This is a genomic window from Priestia aryabhattai, assembly GCF_023715685.1.
Lineage (GTDB): Bacteria > Bacillota > Bacilli > Bacillales > Bacillaceae_H > Priestia > Priestia aryabhattai_B.
Genome location: NZ_JAMBOQ010000008.1, coordinates 68,639 through 86,368, shown reverse-complemented (window position 1 = coordinate 86,368; position 17,730 = coordinate 68,639). Strand labels below are relative to the sequence as shown.

Annotated in this window: 15 protein-coding genes; 12 read left to right on the top strand and 3 right to left on the bottom strand. The window is 37.4% G+C overall.

Translation table 11 applies throughout. The features are described from left to right. Window positions 1-61: 61 nt before the first annotated feature. Entirely contained in the window at window positions 62-2,080 is a 2,019-nt protein-coding gene (locus tag M3225_RS24800) for a methyl-accepting chemotaxis protein (RefSeq protein WP_251398999.1), read from the top strand. Window positions 2,081-2,116: 36 nt separating this feature from the next. Here M3225_RS24800 and M3225_RS24795 read toward each other — a convergent pair whose 3' ends face one another. Next, window positions 2,117-3,028, bottom strand: coding sequence for an RluA family pseudouridine synthase (locus M3225_RS24795; RefSeq protein WP_251398996.1), 912 nt, complete (start codon window positions 3,026-3,028; stop codon window positions 2,117-2,119). A gap of 156 nt (window positions 3,029-3,184) precedes the next feature. Here M3225_RS24795 and M3225_RS24790 point away from each other — a divergent pair, with 156 nt between their 5' ends. The 9 genes from M3225_RS24790 to M3225_RS24750 all read left to right on the top strand — a co-directional run bounded on the left by M3225_RS24790 (window position 3,185) and on the right by M3225_RS24750 (window position 14,413). Next, entirely contained in the window at window positions 3,185-3,577 is a 393-nt protein-coding gene (locus M3225_RS24790; RefSeq protein WP_251398994.1) for a YhcU family protein, read from the top strand. 404 nt (window positions 3,578-3,981) lie between these two features. Continuing rightward, entirely contained in the window at window positions 3,982-4,776 is a 795-nt protein-coding gene (locus M3225_RS24785) for a SurA N-terminal domain-containing protein (protein ID WP_251398991.1), read from the top strand. Window positions 4,777-4,985: 209 nt separating this feature from the next. After that, the gene (locus M3225_RS24780; RefSeq protein ID WP_251398988.1) at window positions 4,986-5,735 is read left to right on the top strand and encodes a L,D-transpeptidase; all 750 of its coding nucleotides are present in this window, start codon (window positions 4,986-4,988) and stop codon (window positions 5,733-5,735) included. A gap of 123 nt (window positions 5,736-5,858) precedes the next feature. Further along, window positions 5,859-7,397, top strand: coding sequence for a carbon-nitrogen hydrolase family protein (locus M3225_RS24775; RefSeq protein WP_013055260.1), 1,539 nt, complete (start codon window positions 5,859-5,861; stop codon window positions 7,395-7,397). A 113-nt stretch (window positions 7,398-7,510) separates the two neighbouring features. Next, complete coding sequence (locus M3225_RS24770; RefSeq protein ID WP_251398985.1) at window positions 7,511-8,065, top strand: glycerol-3-phosphate responsive antiterminator; 555 nt, start codon at window positions 7,511-7,513, stop codon at window positions 8,063-8,065. A gap of 178 nt (window positions 8,066-8,243) precedes the next feature. Beyond that, window positions 8,244-9,071 carry an MIP/aquaporin family protein gene (locus tag M3225_RS24765; protein ID WP_013055262.1) on the top strand — a complete coding sequence of 276 codons (828 nt, stop codon included), beginning with the start codon at window positions 8,244-8,246 and terminating at the stop codon, window positions 9,069-9,071. A 67-nt stretch (window positions 9,072-9,138) separates the two neighbouring features. Next, on the top strand, window positions 9,139-10,629 hold the full coding sequence (gene glpK / locus M3225_RS24760; RefSeq protein WP_251398982.1) for a glycerol kinase GlpK: 1,491 nt from the start codon (window positions 9,139-9,141) through the stop codon (window positions 10,627-10,629). 187 nt (window positions 10,630-10,816) lie between these two features. Next, window positions 10,817-12,496, top strand: coding sequence for a glycerol-3-phosphate dehydrogenase/oxidase (locus M3225_RS24755; protein WP_251398979.1), 1,680 nt, complete (start codon window positions 10,817-10,819; stop codon window positions 12,494-12,496). A 162-nt stretch (window positions 12,497-12,658) separates the two neighbouring features. Beyond that, complete coding sequence (locus M3225_RS24750) at window positions 12,659-14,413, top strand: phospho-sugar mutase (protein ID WP_251398976.1); 1,755 nt, start codon at window positions 12,659-12,661, stop codon at window positions 14,411-14,413. A gap of 34 nt (window positions 14,414-14,447) precedes the next feature. Here M3225_RS24750 and M3225_RS24745 read toward each other — a convergent pair whose 3' ends face one another. Together M3225_RS24745 and M3225_RS24740 are read right to left on the bottom strand one after the other, a co-directional pair. Continuing rightward, window positions 14,448-15,056: a biotin transporter BioY gene (locus M3225_RS24745; RefSeq protein ID WP_251398973.1), complete on the bottom strand. Its 609-nt coding sequence runs from the start codon at window positions 15,054-15,056 to the stop codon at window positions 14,448-14,450. Between the two features lie 210 nt (window positions 15,057-15,266). Continuing rightward, complete coding sequence (locus M3225_RS24740; RefSeq protein WP_013055267.1) at window positions 15,267-15,518, bottom strand: YhdB family protein; 252 nt, start codon at window positions 15,516-15,518, stop codon at window positions 15,267-15,269. Between the two features lie 320 nt (window positions 15,519-15,838). Between M3225_RS24740 and M3225_RS24735 the strand changes: the two genes are divergently transcribed. Beyond that, window positions 15,839-17,248: a SpoVR family protein gene (locus M3225_RS24735; protein WP_251398972.1), complete on the top strand. Its 1,410-nt coding sequence runs from the start codon at window positions 15,839-15,841 to the stop codon at window positions 17,246-17,248. Window positions 17,249-17,371: 123 nt separating this feature from the next. After that, window positions 17,372-17,701, top strand: a complete 330-nt coding sequence (locus M3225_RS24730) for an antibiotic biosynthesis monooxygenase family protein (protein ID WP_251398968.1) — start codon at window positions 17,372-17,374, stop codon at window positions 17,699-17,701. Window positions 17,702-17,730: the final 29 nt, after the last annotated feature.

Here is a 17,730-nt window from a genome sequence, read left to right as displayed (position 1 = left end):
CAAAAATGAAAATGAAAAGCCGTTATTATTAATATAAAGATTTTTGTAGAAGGGTGAGGTAATGAAGAAGTTAAGTGCAAAGCTTGTAGTATTTTTTAGTATTTTGATAGCTATTTTATTATTAGTTGTTTCAGGGGCTGTTTATCAATTTACCAAAACACAAATAGAAAAAGATGTAGAAGTTCAGTCCCAAAGTCAAGTAAAAGAGTTAAAAGAAACGATTCATACGTACTTAGACATGTATAGTCGTTCTTTGCTGATGTATAGTAAAAATGATGTGATCGTTAATTTTGTTAAGCAAGAAGGAGATCAAACAAACCAAGAGAAAAATCCGTATTTTACATGGAATACAGTTCAAAAAGAGTTTACGCAGTTTAAAGAAAAGTATCCTAACTTGGTACTTGAGTACATAGGAACCAAAAATAAAGGAATGTATACTGTTCCTAAACAGGAGTATGGTTCAGACTATGATCCGACTTCAAGAGTTTGGTACGAACAAGCAGTAGAATCACCTGATGAAGTTATTTATACCGATCCGTATGAAGATGCAGCAACAAAAAAGACGGTTGTGACAATTGCAAAGGCTATTTTAGATCCAGATACTCAAAAGGTGTTGGGCGTTATAGCTACTGATTTAGACTTAGACGCATTACAAGCAATTGTAGGCAAAGCAGAAGTAAATCACGGAGGATATGCATTTTTATTTGATCAAAATGGCACCGCACTCGTCCATCCAACAGAAGCTGGAAAAAATTTAATGAATCAGCCATTTACGAAAAAAATGTACGAAGCAGACCGGAATAGAGATTTCATGAAGTATACTTTTCAAGGCCAAGAAAGAGTAATGGCATATGACACTCTTGAAGGGACGAATTGGAAGATAGGAAATGCCTTTATTTATAATGAAATGCTTTCAAGCGCTCATCATTTACTGACTGTGATTGTGTGGATTGCGTTAATTGGTATCTTATTATCAGTGGTGTTAACCATCTTTTTCTCAAGAATCATTACTAATCCGATTCGCCGCTTGAAAAATGAAGTAGCCAAAGTAACAGCTGGCGATTTAACGGTTCAGGTGAAGACGAAATCAAAAGATGAAATTGGTGAGCTTACTCATTTATTTAATGATATGGTAGTTAAAATGAAAACATTGATTGGCACGGTTCAGACGTCTGTTGAGACAGTAAAAACGTCTGTTGAAGACTTGAGTGCCGTATCTGAAGAAGCAACTGCATCCAGTGAGGAAATCGGCCGAGCTATCCATGAGATTGCCAGCGGTGCCACGCAGCAAGCTTCTGACGCTGACTCTACTAATCACAAAACGATGAGTTTATCTTCGCAAATTGAAGAAGTCATTGAACAAAACGCACAGATTAATAAAATGACGATTGAAGCTGTAAGCATCAATGAAAAAGGCTTAAAACAAATGCAGCTGCTTCGCAACCAAACCACCGAATCGTCTCAAACGATTCACGCTGTTCAAACTGTAATGGAAGAGTTAACAAATAAGATGAAAGAAATTGAATCTATTATTTTCACGATTAATAGTATTTCAGATCAGACAAATTTACTTGCATTAAATGCTAGTATTGAAGCAGCTCGTGCAGGAGAACATGGCAAAGGATTTGCGGTAGTAGCTGAAGAGGTGCGAAAACTTGCTGAACAGTCCTCTCAGGCCACTGAACAAGTTCGCCATACGATTGCAGCGATTCAAGGAGAAGTCGCAGCTGCGTGTGAAGAATGCAACCGTACAGAAGAGCTTTCAAAGTCTCAAGACTTTGTGGTAGGAGATACAGAACAAGCTTTTCATGAAATTGCAACCACGATTGAACAAGTGGCGGCGGCTGTCGAATATGTGACAAGCAGCATGGACAGTATCGATGAGCATAAGGAAGACGTGGTAGCGGCAATTCAAAGTATAGCAGCTATTGCACAGCAATCAGCAGCGGGAACTGAAGAAATTACGGCTTCTACAGAAGAACAAATTAGAGCTATTTCTACTGTTTCTCAATCGGCTGAACATCTGCAAGAGATTAGTGAAGAATTGGCGAACTTGATTCGTCAATTTAAAATTCAATAGAAAGAGCGCCAATATTATATTGGCGCTCTTTTATGTTTAATAGGAAAGCAAATTGCTATACGGTAAAAAAACTTGCTGAGTTGGAGGTGCAACAGCTGAAACGCGCTGATGTGTAAATGGATGTATAAAAGAAAGCTTAATGGCATGTAAAGCTTGCTGTTGCTCTTTTAATCTCTTTCCTCCATAAAGCGTATCGCCAAGTAATGGATAGCCGATGTGACTCATATGAACACGAATTTGGTGAGTGCGTCCGGTCTCTAGCGAAAGTTCAATAAGCGTTTCGTTTTTTGCTGTATTGCGTTTTAACACCCGATAAGATGTTTTGGCAACTTGTCCCGTTCTAGATACTCTTCTTCTTGTAGCATGATGACGATCGCGTCCAATGGGTTCATTGACGATTCCTTCCTCTTTTTTTATGATTCCTTGGACGAGGGCAATATAAGTCCGATTAATTTTACGTTCAGCCAGCAGCTGATCAAACACAGAGCTTGCTACAAAATGCTTCGTGAATAAGATAGCACCTGATGTATCGCTGTCCAAACGATGAACGTGTCTAGGCTTTGTTTTGAGGCCTATTTTTTGAAAATAAGCAGCTACAGCATTTAAAAGAGTTTTTTGGTCTTGCTCTGATGAAGGATGAGTATCTAGGTTTATTGGTTTGTTTAAGATTAGTACGTGCTCATCTTCAAACAAAATCTCTATATCAACATTGTAAGGTGTTATTTCATTAGGCTCTGTTTCAAAAAAAGGGAGTGACACTCTATCATTTTCCTTAAGAGTGTTTCTCCATGGGAAAGGTTCACCGTTTATAAGAACATTTTTATTCATCCGAAACTGATGCAACGTTTTTTTAGGAATACGCCATTTCGTTTTTAAATAATCTTCAATCGTTTGACCTGCATCATTTTTTACGATTTTATCTTCTAGCCATTGGCCGTGTATATTCATATTTAATCCCTTCCTTACGTACTAGTAAATATTCTTTAATCTTTAAAAAGAACTTGTAAATAATTAGGAGGAAATAACTACCTGAAGTTCTCGTTTTATGTTTATGTTATGCTAAATAAAGAGACATAAGTTAAGAGAAAAAAGGGGGGGGTAACCATGAAAATTGCCCAAGCAGCTCCGCCAGAAATGGAGAATTACATAGAAGAGTTGACTGAACAGCTTCGCTATGACTTGTTACCTCGGTATGTATCTGTAGATAAGCTTAATCCTGATGAATTATTAAATCCAGATTATTGTCCAGACCATTTATATAATGGCTTACTCGATGAAGCATTGCAAGTCATTAGTAGCCTTCAGACAATAATTGCCGTGATTGAAGCGATTCAACACCGGCCGATTGAAGAAAGCGACTGCGAGCAATTCGAAAAAAATATTGCAATTTTAAAAAAATACGGATTCTTATTTCCTGTTTCTATTGAATGTTTTGCAAAAGAAAACAATTTGGTTACGTATTCGTATGAATCGTTTTATAATTCATACATAAATTGAAAAGAAAAAAGCATGATTATCGCATGCTTTTTTCTTTTTTTAAAATGAATTTTGGATCTCAATTGGATAAAAAAAGAACTTGTGATATCGTTGAACTCGTATAAAGTTCTTATAGAAATATGAAATCGAATACTATCGTTTTTCATATAACGAATAAATTGAAATAATACAGATGTATAACGAACTGTAAATTATGTAAATCATACTAAATAATGTTATGATTAGACAGGTCGTATAAAGAAGAGCATTTATCTTTCATAAGATTACAAAACGTTTCAATCTTATTACATATGTTTAAAATTAGCCTAAATGGTTTCTTTTTACGCCTATATCATATACAATGCCCCCTAGATGATTTTTTCGAATAGCTAATAATCGTTTGGGATTATGAAAGGAGATTAGTCATGAAAAAACTGATGTATACATTGCTCATTGGGTTAGTTGCTGCAGCTTTAACAGCATGCGGTTCAAACGATGATGCAAAGCAATCAAAAAGTGATGATCAAAAAACTGCACAAACTGAGAAGCAAAAAGAGGCTCAGGAAAAGCAAGAAAAGCAAGCAAAAGAAATGCAGAAAAAATTAGATAAACAAAAAGTAGATGACAAAAAAACCGTAGCGGTTGTAAACGGTAAAAAAGTTTCTGGTGAAGAATATAATGCTGCATTATCTTCGTCACAAGCCCAATATCAACAAATGGGACAGGACCCAACATCTAAAGAAGCAGCTAAGCAAGTAAAACAGCAAACAATTGACAATTTAGTAGGTCAAACGCTGCTATTGCAAGAAGCTGAAAACAAAGGGTATAAAGCAACTGATGAAGAAGTAAATAAAAAGTTAAAAGAAACGAAAAAGCAGTTCAAGACAGATAAACAGTTTAAAGCGGCTTTAAAAGATGCAGGATTAACTCAATCACAATTAAAGTCTGAGCTGGCTGACAGCATTAAATATCAGCAGTACGTAGATAAAGATATCCAAACACCAGAAGTAACAGATAAAGAAATTCAAGATTATTATGATCAATTTGCAAAACAAAGCCAAAGTCAAGCAAGCGGCAGTAAAGAACAATCTCAAATGCCAAAACTTGAAGACGTAAAGCCTCAAATTAAGCAGCAGCTTGAACAACAAAAGAAACAAGAAGCATTAGAGAAAAAAGTTGAAGAACTTAAGAAAAATGCAAAAGTTGAAGTGAAGCTTTAAATACAAACGAAACGGCCCTTTAAAGGGCCGTTTTTTGTTATGTACATTTATTGCTTCTTGTCAGTAAAAAGGGGTGTGTGAAAGATTTTATTGTATTTTGACTTATAAGGTAAAAAGTGTTCTGATGGTTTGCCATTCATCCTATACTTTTCTTATATAGATATAAGAGAAATTGGGGGAGTCGATAAATGAAAAAGGTGGCTGTTTTTTTGGTTGGGCTTGTTTTTTTGCTCACAGGGATGGGTCTGACAGGCAATGCTTCTGCGGTGTCAAACCAACTTATTATCATTAACAAATCTACTAACACCCTTGCTTTTTATGATGGAGGAAAATTAGTAAGGACGTTCAAAGTTGCGACAGGGAGGCAGATGAGTTATACACCAGAGGGTACCTTTAGCATTGTGAATAAAATTAAAAACCGCCCTTATTATAAAGACAACATTCGGGGAGGAGATCCTAGGAATCCACTAGGTGATCGCTGGCTAGGATTAAATGCGCGCGGAACATATGGAACGACGTACGCTATTCATGGAAATAATAATCCAAGTTCTATCGGGACCTACGCAAGTTCAGGGTGCATTCGTATGTATGATGAAGAGATACGCTGGCTGTTTGACCACGTTCAAACCGGTACAAAAGTGGTTATTGGTCAATTTCATTCTCAAAGTTTTGATTCAATTGCTGTTAAAAACAAATACAAAGTAAGCAGTGCTCCAGTCGCCCAGAATCTTTGCAAAACGAAAAAGCTCTCAAAAGGTCAAATTGGTTTTGTAACGATTAAATCACCGATGATTTTGTTAAAAGAAGAAAAAGGAAAATGGGTAAAGATTCGTACGTTAAATCGCGGTGAAAGTTATAATGTATATAAAATAGATGGCATTAAAGTCTCTTTAGGACCAGGATTTATTGAAAATTATCCCAATAAAAAAACATCTATAAAATTAGATATTTGCAAATAGAAAATACCGTTCATATAGCTGACTATATGAACGGTATTTTTTGAATTTTTAATAATGTTTATTATAATAAAAAACAGGGAAACTAATTGCCTAATGAAGAGAGAGAAAGGGTTGTTTTAGCGTATGTCTACAATAGATTTATCAAAATTCGAGAAAAAAATGATTATTCGTAACATCAAACCGGACGATATAGATGAAATTTTAGCACTTCAAAAGCTATCATTCCCCGGAATGGATCCGTGGAAAAAAGAACAGCTTGAAAGTCATCTGGCCATTTTTCCAGAAGGACAAATATGTGCAGAATACGATGGGGAAATTATCGGATCTTGTTCAAGCTTGATTGTGAACTTTGATGAGTACGATGATCAGCATACGTGGGACGATATTACAGACGAAGGATACATTACAAATCATAACCCGGAAGGCTACAATCTGTACGGAATTGAAGTAATGGTTCATCCAAAGTATCGCGGCATGAAAATAGGACGCCGCTTATATGAAGCGCGTAAAGATTTAGCACGTGAATTGAACCTGAAAAGTATCATCATCGGAGGAAGAATTCCGAATTACCATAAGCATTCAGCTGAAATGTCGCCTAGAGAGTATGTAGAGCAAGTTATTCATCATAAAATTTATGATCCAGTGCTATCTTTTCAGCTAATGAACGGATTTACGCTAATGCGGATAAACCCTGGTTATCTTCCTGATGATCTAGCTTCTAATAAGTATGCAACGTTGATGGAATGGAACAATGTAGATTACGTTCGCCGTTCAAAACGCCATTTTAAAACGTCATTCCCAGTGCGTATTTGTGTTGTTCAGTATATGATGAAACAGATCAATTCATTTGAAGAGTTTGCAACACAGGTAGAATATTATACAGATGTTGCTTATGACGCAAAAGCGGACTTCTGCGTATTCCCGGAAATTTTCACAACTCAGCTAATGTCTTTCTTGAATGAAAAGATTCCAAGCAAAGCGGTTCAGCGCGTAGCAGAATATACAGAAGAGTACATTGAGCTATTCACTAACTTAGCGGTTAAATATAACGTAAATATTATTGGAGGATCCCACTTCGTCGAAGAAGATAATGGAGATATCTTTAATATTGCCTATCTATTCCGCCGAGATGGAACAATTGAAAAGCAGTATAAAGTGCATATTACACCTAATGAAAGAAAATGGTGGGGAATTAGCCCAGGAGATAAAGTCGAAGTGTTTGATACAGATTGCGGTAAAATTGCGATCCAAATTTGCTATGACATTGAATTTCCGGAGCTTGCTCGTATTGCTACAGATAAAGGTGCAAATATTATTTTTACGCCATTCTGTACGGAAGACCGTCAAGGCTATCTGCGCGTAAGATACTGCTCTCAGGCGCGTGCGATCGAAAACCAAATTTATACGGTTATCGCAGGTACAGTTGGAAACCTGCCTGAAACAGAAAACATGGATATTCAGTATGCTCAGTCTGCTATTTTTGCACCGTCTGACTTTGAATTTGCACGAGACGGCATTGTAGGAGAATGTAACCCTAATATTGAAATGGTGGTTATTGGAGATGTAGATTTAGAAATTCTTCGTCGCCAGCGTCAATCAGGAACGGTTCGTCAATTAAAAGACCGACGCCATGACGTTTACAATATTAAATATAAAAAATAAAGTAGTTTCTAGAAACATCATGCAAATGCATGGTGTTTTTTATTTCAACTTTTGCCATAATAAAAACTATTACAATGAATTTTGTGGACTAACCATGGAAAAGAGGGGAAAACATGAGTTTTCATGGACAATCGGTATTACCCGCTGTTCGAGATATGAAGCAATTGGAAAAGTTTTTAGTAAGTAATTATGACTACGGAGTTCTTTTAGACAATCAAGTGGGCATGCTAAAAGGAATTATGAGAGAGGTCCATAAGCATGAAAAAAAGTTAATCATTCATTTAGACTTAATTCATGGCTTAAAGCACGATGAGTATGCGGTTGATTTTTTGTGTCAGGAGTTTAAGCCTGCGGGGATTATTTCGACAAGAACAAACGTCATTTTAAAAGCTAAACAAAGAGGGATCTATGCCATTCAACGGGTCTTTTTATTAGACAGCACGGCTTTGAAGAAAAGCTACGAGTTAATGAAGAAAGTAAAACCCGATTATATTGAGCTTCTTCCTGGAATTGTGCCCACTTTAATCCAAGAAGTCAAAGCTGAAACAGGCATTCCAGTGTTAGCTGGAGGTTTAATACGAACGGAAGAAGAAGTTCGTAATGCTTTAAGAGCTGGAGCTTCTGCTGTTACCACATCAAATAGAGAACTGTGGAGTATTTCAACTTAAAAAAACTGTTTGACAACGCTTTCATCATCTAGTAAACTTCTAGATAAGTTAATAGATGTGAGGGAGAATAGGAGATCCACGGTATAGCCTTTTAATGATTTTATTAGAGGGATGTATTGTGGATTTTCTTATTTTCTTGTCATTTTAATCGTTTTCATACAAAGGGGAGGTTATTTAGATGCAAGCATTCTTAGGAGAAATAATTGGAACAATGATTTTAATTATCCTTGGCGCTGGTGTATGTGCGGGCGTCAATTTAAAAAAATCGTTTGCTGCTAATTCAGGATGGATCGTTATCACAATGGGATGGGGAATGGCAGTAGCCATGGCAGCATATGCGGTTGGTAATATGAGTGGGGCACACTTAAACCCAGCGTTAACCGTAGCGCTTGCTATTACAGGTGATTTTCCGTGGTCACAAGTACCGATGTACATTTTAGCTCAGTTTATTGGAGCCATTCTTGGTGCAACAGTTGTTTATCTACACTATCTTCCACACTGGAAAGAAACAAAAGATGCTGGTACAAAATTAGGCGTATTCGCAACGGGACCAGCAATTGCTAATCCATTTGCAAACGTTTTAAGTGAGGCAATTGGAACGTTTGTATTAGTTGTAGGAATCTTAGCAATCGGAGCAAATAAATTTACAGATGGATTAAATCCTTTAGTAGTAGGATTTTTAATCGTAAGTATTGGTTTATCATTAGGAGGAACAACAGGCTATGCCATCAACCCTGCTCGTGATTTAGGACCTCGCATTGCTCATGCTATATTGCCAATACCCGGAAAGGGAAGCTCGAACTGGAAATATGCTTGGGTACCAGTGGTGGGTCCTTTAGTAGGCGGATCAATCGGAGCAGTATTTTACCAAGCAGCATTTTTAAATAAAATGTCAAGCAGCTTATGGGTTGTTTTAAGTCTAGCGCTGATTGTTTTAGCTGTTATTTACGCTGTTTCTAAACAAAAGGCAGCACAGATTCAATCAGCAGTAGTACCGAAAAAATGAATGCGCTTTACCATCTAACTATGTACAATAAAGAAACGACACTATACAGAGAATAGGGGATATTGATATGGAAAAGTTTATTTTATCTTTAGACCAAGGAACAACGAGTTCACGAGCAATGTTATTTAATAAAAAAGGTGAAGTTGTACATGTGGCTCAAAAAGAGTTTACACAGTACTTCCCAAAACCAGGTTGGGTAGAGCATAATGCAAGTGAAATTTGGGGTTCTATCCTTGCTGTTATCGCATCTTGTTTATCTGAGTCAGGCGTTTATGCGGATCAAATCGAAGGAATTGGGATTACCAATCAGCGTGAAACAGCAGTAGTATGGGAAAAAGCAACAGGAAAGCCGGTATACAATGCAATCGTATGGCAGTCTCGACAAACGTCTGGTATTTGTGAAGAATTAAAAGCAAAAGGATTAAACGATACGTTCCGCGACAAAACGGGATTATTAATTGATGCATACTTCTCTGGAACGAAAGTAAAGTGGATTTTAGATAACGTAGAAGGTGCACGAGAAAAAGCGGAAAACGGTGAATTGTTATTCGGAACAATTGATACATGGTTAATTTGGAAGCTATCAGGCGGAAAGGCGCATGTAACGGATTACTCAAACGCATCCCGTACGCTTATGTTCAATATCTACGATTTAAAATGGGATGATGAACTGCTAGATATCTTAGGAGTACCGAAATCCATGCTTCCAGAAGTAAAGCCTTCTTCTGAAGTATACGCTCATACAGTAGATTATCATTTCTTTGGTAAAAACATTCCAATTGCTGGAGCAGCAGGGGATCAGCAAGCCGCTTTATTTGGACAAGCGTGCTATGAAAAAGGAATGGCGAAAAACACGTATGGAACAGGCTGCTTTATGCTAATGAATACGGGTGAAAAAGCAGTTAAGTCGGATCACGGTTTGTTAACTACATTAGCATGGGGGATTAATGGCAAAGTAGAATATGCGCTTGAAGGCAGTATTTTTGTAGCAGGATCTGCTATTCAATGGCTTCGCGACGGTTTAAGAATGTTTAAAAATGCGGCTGAAACTGAAAACTATGCAACACGAGTAGAGTCTACGGACGGCGTATATATTGTGCCAGCTTTCGTAGGACTTGGAACACCTTATTGGGATAGCGATGTACGGGGAGCGATGTTTGGATTGACTCGTGGTACAAAAAAAGAACACTTTATCCGTGCAACGCTTGAATCACTAGCTTATCAAACAAGAGATGTATTAAGTGCGATGGAAGCAGACTCTGGAATTACATTAAAAACATTGCGTGTAGACGGAGGAGCAGTTAAGAATAATTTCTTAATGCAGTTCCAAAGTGATGTGTTAAACGTTCCGGTTGAGCGTCCTCAAGTGAATGAAACAACGGCTCTTGGGGCAGCATATTTAGCGGGTCTTGCGGTCGGCTACTGGAAAGATTGCGATGAAATTGCGCAGCAGTGGAATATGGAAAAATCTTTCGAACCAAATATGGAAGAAGAAAAGCGTGAAGAATTATATAGTGGCTGGAAAAAAGCCGTACATGCAACAATGGCTTTTAAGTAATTATTTGATGAAAACTCTTTAATTAAAAGCGCATGTATGATATAATTTAATCAAGTTAATAAATTGGTTGGAGAATCGGAGAGACCACAGATCCATATGTAGGCATACTATATATGTGATTTGTGGTCTCTCTTTTTTGTATATTGGGAAATTTTGATATCTTTAAAAAATGAAAGGGGAATGACGTATGTTTTCAAGTCAAACACGTTCGAATAAATTGGTAGACATGACACAAAATCAATATGATTTACTAGTAATTGGTGGGGGAATTACTGGGTCAGGTATTGCACTTGATGCGACTCATCGAGGCATGAAAACGGCATTAGTTGAAATGCAGGATTTCGCAGCAGGGACATCTAGTCGTTCAACGAAGCTTGTTCACGGCGGTCTACGCTATTTAAAACAGTTTGAAGTTAAAATGGTAGCTGAGGTTGGTAAAGAACGTGCTATTGTATATGAAAATGGCCCTCATGTAACGACTCCAGAGTGGATGCTGTTACCTTTCCATACGGGTGGAACATTCGGTAAATTCTCAACTTCAATTGGACTGCGCGTATATGATTTCTTAGCTGGTGTAAAACGCTCAGAGCGCCGCAAAATGTTTAGCGCAGAAGAAACGCTTAGCCGCGAGCCATTGGTGAAATCTAAAGACTTAAAAGGCGGCGGGTACTACGTTGAATATAAAACAGATGATGCACGTTTAACGATTGAAGTAGCTAAAGAAGCTGCCGCAAGAGGAGCAGATTTAGTGAATTACACAAAAGTGGAAAACTTCATCTATGATAAAGGAAAAGTAGTAGGGGCTGTTGTTCGTGATCAGCTTACGAATAAAGAATATAATATCTATGCAAAAAAAATCGTCAACGCTGCAGGTCCATGGGTGGACACGCTGCGCGAAAAAGATAATTCAAAAAAAGGCAAGCAGCTTCAATTAACAAAAGGAATTCACTTAGTTATTGATCAAGAGCGCTTTCCGTTAAAACAAGCCATTTATTTTGATACACCTGATGGACGTATGGTGTTTGCAATTCCGCGTGATGGAAAAACGTACGTGGGCACAACAGACACGGTCTATAAAGAAGACGCTAGACATCCGCGTATGACTGTAAAAGACCGTCAATATGTAGTTGATGCGATTAACTACATGTTCCCAACGGTTGATATTACGGTAGACGATGTAGAATCGAGCTGGGCGGGTGTTCGTCCACTTATTCACGAACAAGGAAAAGATCCTTCTGAAATTTCGCGTAAAGATGAAATCTGGACATCAGAATCAGGTTTAATTACAATCGCTGGCGGGAAATTAACTGGGTACCGTAAAATGGCTGAAATTGTCGTAAATCGCGTAGCTGAAGATTTTAAAACAGAAGGACGCGAGTTTGAAAGCTGTCAAACTAAACATTTACCGATTTCTGGAGGGAATGTAGGAGGTTCAGGTGGCTTCTCAACGTTTGTAGAGCAAAAAGTCAAGGAAGGTATTAAATTAGGGTTATCACGTGACGCTGCTGAAAAGCTTGTAAAACGTTATGGCTCAAACGTAGATAAAGTATACCGCTACATGATTGAACGACCGGATCAGCTAAAAAACAGCGACCTTCCAGCTAGTGTATTTCTGCAAATTCAATATGGCATAGAAGAAGAAATGGTTTCAAAACCAGTGGACTTCTTTATTCGACGTACGGGCGCTTTATTCTTTGATATCAACTGGGTAAGAAGCTGGAAAAAACAAGTGATTGCTCATATGGCCGAAGAGTTAAAGTGGACGCCTGAGCAAATAAAAGCTTATACGGATGAATTAGAACAGCACCTTCATGACGCAGTTGTACCAGTAGATGAAAAAGTTAACCGTATGACAGGTATTTCATGATAAAATAAAAAAGTCCTCAAAATTTGTCAATACAGCCATAATATAATAGCAGGAAGTCAAATTTTGACGAAGAAATATAATATGACGGTTAAAAAAAGAGAAAGGCGATTATTCGTTTTTCTCTTTTCATACATATTTACATTTATATAAGGGGGCTTTTTTATGAGTTGGAAAGAAACGTATACATCTTGGATTAATCATCCAAATTTAGATTCTGAATTACGTCAGAATTTAGACGCAATCAAAGGTGACGAAAAACAACTAGAAGATAGTTTTTACAAAACATTAGAATTTGGAACAGGCGGAATGCGTGGGGAAATTGGTGCGGGTACAAACCGTATGAATACGTATACAATCCGAAAAGCCTCCGAAGGCTTTGCTAAGTATATTAAACAAGCTGGCGAAGAAGCTATCAAGCAAGGCGTAGTCATTGCGTATGATTCTCGCCACAAATCACCTGAATTTGCGATGGAAGCAGCAAAAACATTAGCAAGTCACGGAATTAAAACGTATGTATTTGAAGAGCTAAGACCAACACCTGAACTTTCATTTGCGGTGCGTGAGTTAAACGCATTTGGGGGTATTGTTATTACAGCGAGCCACAATCCTCCTGAATACAACGGATACAAAGTATATGGTCCAGACGGTGGTCAGCTGCCACCAAAAGAAGCTGATGAACTAGTTGGCTTTGTAAATGCCGTAGAAAATGAACTTACATTAGCAGTTCAATCTGAAGCGGAGCTAAAAGAAAAAGGTCTTATTGAAATGATTGGTTCAGCGATTGACGAAGCATACAATGAGAAACTAAAAACGATTTTAATTCATCCAGAGCTAGCTTCTGAAACAGGTAAAGACTTAAAGGTAGTTTTTACACCTCTACATGGTACAGCTAATAAGCCAGTTCGCAACGCGCTTCAATCCATCGGTTACGAAAATGTCACGGTTATTGAAGAACAAGAACTTCCTGACCCAAATTTCTCAACGGTTAAATCCCCGAATCCTGAAGAGCCAGCTGCATTTGAGTATGCTGTTCGTAAAGGAAAAGAAATTGATGCAGATATCTTAATCGCGACGGATCCAGATGCAGACCGTTTGGGAATTGCTGTAAAAGATCCAAGCGGCGAATATGCGTTATTAACTGGAAACCAAACGGGTGCTTTATTGCTTCACTATTTGCTTTCTCAAAAGAAAGAAAAAGGCGTGCTGCCTGCTAATGGCGTTGTGTTAAAAACGATTGTAACGTCAGAAATTGGCGCACAAATTGCTCGTTCATTTGGATTGCAAGTTGTTGACACTCTAACAGGTTTCAAATTTATCGGTGAAAAAATTAAGCAATATGAGCAAACGGGCGAGTATACATTCCAATTTGGTTATGAAGAAAGCTACGGCTATTTAATTGGTGATTTTGCTCGTGACAAAGACGCTGTACAAGCAGCCATTCTAGCAGTAGAAGCTTGCGCTTATTATAAAAAGCAGGGCATGACACTATATGAAGCGCTTCAGCAGGTGTTTACTAAATATGGTTTCTATCGTGAAGGTCTGAAATCTTTAACGCTTAAAGGAAAAGAAGGATCTGAGCAAATTCAGCATATTTTAGCTACATTTAGAAATGAGCCTCCTACTGACATTGCAGGATTAAATGTTTCGGTTGTAGAGGATTATACATTAAGTGAGCGCCAGCATATTAAAGCAGGAAAAGTAGAAGAGATTACATTACCCAAATCAAATGTATTAAAATATATCTTAGAAGACGGTTCTTGGTTCTGCCTTCGTCCTTCTGGTACAGAGCCAAAAGTGAAGTTCTATTTTGGCGTCGTGTCAGAAGATGAAACAACGAGCATTGCTCATTTAGAAGCTGTACAAACAGCTGTAATGGGTGAAGTAGAACGTGTCTTAGATAAAGTGAAAACGGTATAAAAATAAAGCCTGCTCAAACTTGAGCAGGCTTCTTTTATGATACTTTATTTGATTGCGTATTTGATAAATACGAAGAAGATTGTAAGGCTTTATAAATTCGCGGGGCAAGCATAGCCCCCAAGATAGTAAAAATAAGATCTTTTACTGCAAACCACGACATAATCTTCCAAGCGGCTGCATATGTCATGGCAGGAGCTTCAAGCCAGTAATTAACCGCTACATACATATACGTAGTACCAATTAAATAAATAACTGCAATACCAACTAACGATGAAATTAAAAAGATAGAAAAAGTCGGCTTACCGCGCATTTCCATAATTTTTCCTGTGATAAATGCAGCCACAATATAAGAAAGCAAAAAGCCACCGGTGCTTCCAAATAAAATACCAATGCCCGCTTTAAATTGAGCAAATACTGGAGCGCCGGCAATGCCAATTAATACATATACAATCATTGAAATAGAACCCATTCGGCTCCCAAGTAAAAGTCCTGCTAATATAACAAAAAAGGGCTGAAGTGAAAGAGGCACGCCCCCTACTTGTAAAAAAGGTGCCCAAGAAGTAATGTTTGCACCAATAGCCATAAGAGCTGCAAACATACCGGCTAGTGTTAAATCTAATGTGCGAAACCTTTTAGTCTTCATATATGTTCCTCCCAGTATGTACTGAAATATCTTAGCGTATGTACTGAAGATTGTACGTCGAATCTATTTTTATGTCAACAAAAAAAGTAAACGTGTTTACATATATCATTTGATGTTTTTGGAAATGAAGTATGCATATTTTTAGTGCAACATAAAAAAATAAAGAAGGGAATTCATCCCTTCTTTGTCCAAGTGTGTGTATTAAAAATACTAGTACAATGATTCTTCCAGGAGTTCCGGGTTGTGCTCCGAATATTCCGTTGCATGATCAATGTAGCGTAGTAAAGAATAAAGCTCTTCTTGAATGATGCGGTAGTTTCGTTCAAAATTGTAGGCGTGCAAAAAATGTTCAATCTTTTTTGAAAGAAAATCGTCGTCTGTTCGAACCATTAAAATTAATAAGTTATCCCATTGTGAACGGTGTGTGTAATATAAAGCTCGATCATAATCAATTACATCCATTAATAACGTTCCTCCTTTTGAGGAGTTGAAATTAGTGTATGATATTTGCGGGAATTCTTACGCTGTAAATGTTGGGCAAAAGACCAGTGCATAATTAAAAGAGATTGTAGTCGTTATGTAAGAAGAATAAACGTACAGCACCGGATAAATGATAAAAAGGCAAAGAATAATGCAGGGTAACAATTATATTGCATCCATTATTTAAGACAACTAAATAAAAATCCCCTTTTCTTGAAAAAATAAAGCTTCTTTTTGATGAAAACACATGAATTGACATGTTTGTACATAGATTGAAGTAAGGAGTGAAAGGGGGAGCTGTCGTGAAAGAAGCAGATTATAAGCAATTATACCGTGCGATTGATGAAATTACGGAAATAGCTAGCGGTTTCGGTTTAGATTTTTATCCGATGCGCTATGAAATTTGCCCGGCAGATATTATTTATACGTTTGGTGCATATGGGATGCCAACTCGTTTTTCACATTGGAGCTTTGGAAAACAATTTTACAAAATGAAATTACACTACGATCTTGGATTGAGTAAAATTTATGAATTAGTTATCAATTCAGACCCTTGTTATGCATTTTTATTGGATTCCAATGCGCTTATTCAGAATAAATTAATTGTAGCTCATGTGTTAGCCCACTGTGACTTCTTTAAAAATAACAGCCGTTTTGCCAACACTAAGCGGGATATGGTAGAAAGTATGGCAGCGACCGCTGATCGAATTAAAGAATACGAAGTAAAGCACGGTAAGCGTGAAGTAGAAAAGTTTTTGGATGCTGTCTTATCGATTCAGGAACATATTGATCCGTCTCTTATGCGTGCCAAGCTTTCTTGGAGCATAAATGATGTAGAATCATCGGAAGAAGAAATCATTTCTCCTTATGATGATTTATGGAATTTGGATTATAAAGAAAAGAAAAAACCAAAACCTCCAAAGTCTTTTAAAAAATTTCCGCCTCAGCCTGAAAAAGACATTTTATTATTTATCGAAGAATACAGTCCGTATTTAGAGGATTGGCAGCGGGATATTTTAACGATGATGCGAGAAGAAATGCTTTATTTCTGGCCGCAGCTTGAAACAAAAATTATGAATGAAGGTTGGGCTTCTTTCTGGCATCAGCGCATTATTCGAGAAATGGATTTAACGAGTGATGAAGCAATAGAATTCGCCAAGCTAAATGCAGGGGTTGTGCAGCCATCTAAGACGGGAATCAATCCATATTATTTAGGATTAAAAATATTTGAAGACATTGAAGAACGCTACAACAATCCAACAGAAGATATGATTCGCCGGGGCGTGGAGCCCGGATCAGGAAGAGAGAAGATGTTTGAGGTACGTGAAGTTGAATCAGATATTTCCTTCATCCGCAATTACTTAACAAAAGATTTAGTCATGCGCGAGGATATGTACTTATTCCAAAAACAAGGAAAAGACTATAAAATTGTCGATAAAGAATGGACGGAAGTTAGAGACCAGCTTGTTAATATGCGCGTAAACGGAGGATTTCCTTACATTACAGTAACCAATGGAGACTATTTAAAAAATGGAGAGCTTTATTTAAAACACTGGTATGAAGGAATTGAATTAGATGTCAAATACTTAGAAAAAGTGGTACCTTATGTTCATCAGCTTTGGGGCAGACCAGTTCATTTAGAAACGGTAATGGAAGGAAAGCCAATCGCCTTTACGTATGATGGGAAAACAGTGCATAGAAAACATTTGTAAAAAAGAAGACCGCTTAAACAGCGGTCTTTTTGTGCTTCTGTAACTTATTATCCATATAAATTGAAAAAATAAAATTACTATGCAATAATCGAATGAGAATTCTTTTCATTTAGGGGGGATAAGATGTTTGTTGTAAACGCAAGTTTTGAAACAGAAAAGAAATTTGAAGAACAGCTCAAGCAAAAAGCTAAGAAAAACAAAACGGAAATTGAGGCAGCCAAAGGAAACTTATCGTTCGAATGCTGGAAAAAAGATTCCGCAGATAAAGTTGAATATGTCTTTGTATCCAAGTGGAAAGAAAAACAGTTCTTTCAAGCGTGGATCTCAAGAGAAGAACATGTAAATGAACATAAAGAAGCGAATAAAAAGAAAACGGAAGCATCTTCTGAAGCGATGGAAGTCAAGAAAACGCTGCGTTTTTTTGAGGTGGTAGAAGAAGACATTCTTTCTTAAAAGAGCACCCTTGACTTTCATAAATGTTG

Excerpts from the sequence above, each read along its gene's own strand:
- M3225_RS24800 (WP_251398999.1), top strand. The coding sequence starts at position 62 with ATGAAGAAGTTAAGTGCAAAGCTTGTAGTATTTTTTAGTATTTTGATA.
- M3225_RS24795 (WP_251398996.1), bottom strand. The coding sequence starts at position 3,028 with ATGAATATACACGGCCAATGGCTAGAAGATAAAATCGTAAAAAATGAT.
- M3225_RS24790 (WP_251398994.1), top strand. The coding sequence starts at position 3,185 with ATGAAAATTGCCCAAGCAGCTCCGCCAGAAATGGAGAATTACATAGAA.
- M3225_RS24785 (WP_251398991.1), top strand. The coding sequence starts at position 3,982 with ATGAAAAAACTGATGTATACATTGCTCATTGGGTTAGTTGCTGCAGCT.
- M3225_RS24775 (WP_013055260.1), top strand. The coding sequence starts at position 5,859 with ATGTCTACAATAGATTTATCAAAATTCGAGAAAAAAATGATTATTCGT.
- M3225_RS24770 (WP_251398985.1), top strand. The coding sequence starts at position 7,511 with ATGAGTTTTCATGGACAATCGGTATTACCCGCTGTTCGAGATATGAAG.
- M3225_RS24765 (WP_013055262.1), top strand. The coding sequence starts at position 8,244 with ATGCAAGCATTCTTAGGAGAAATAATTGGAACAATGATTTTAATTATC.
- glpK (WP_251398982.1), top strand. The coding sequence starts at position 9,139 with ATGGAAAAGTTTATTTTATCTTTAGACCAAGGAACAACGAGTTCACGA.
- M3225_RS24755 (WP_251398979.1), top strand. The coding sequence starts at position 10,817 with ATGTTTTCAAGTCAAACACGTTCGAATAAATTGGTAGACATGACACAA.
- M3225_RS24750 (WP_251398976.1), top strand. The coding sequence starts at position 12,659 with ATGAGTTGGAAAGAAACGTATACATCTTGGATTAATCATCCAAATTTA.
- M3225_RS24745 (WP_251398973.1), bottom strand. The coding sequence starts at position 15,056 with ATGAAGACTAAAAGGTTTCGCACATTAGATTTAACACTAGCCGGTATG.
- M3225_RS24740 (WP_013055267.1), bottom strand. The coding sequence starts at position 15,518 with ATGGATGTAATTGATTATGATCGAGCTTTATATTACACACACCGTTCA.
- M3225_RS24730 (WP_251398968.1), top strand. The coding sequence starts at position 17,372 with ATGTTTGTTGTAAACGCAAGTTTTGAAACAGAAAAGAAATTTGAAGAA.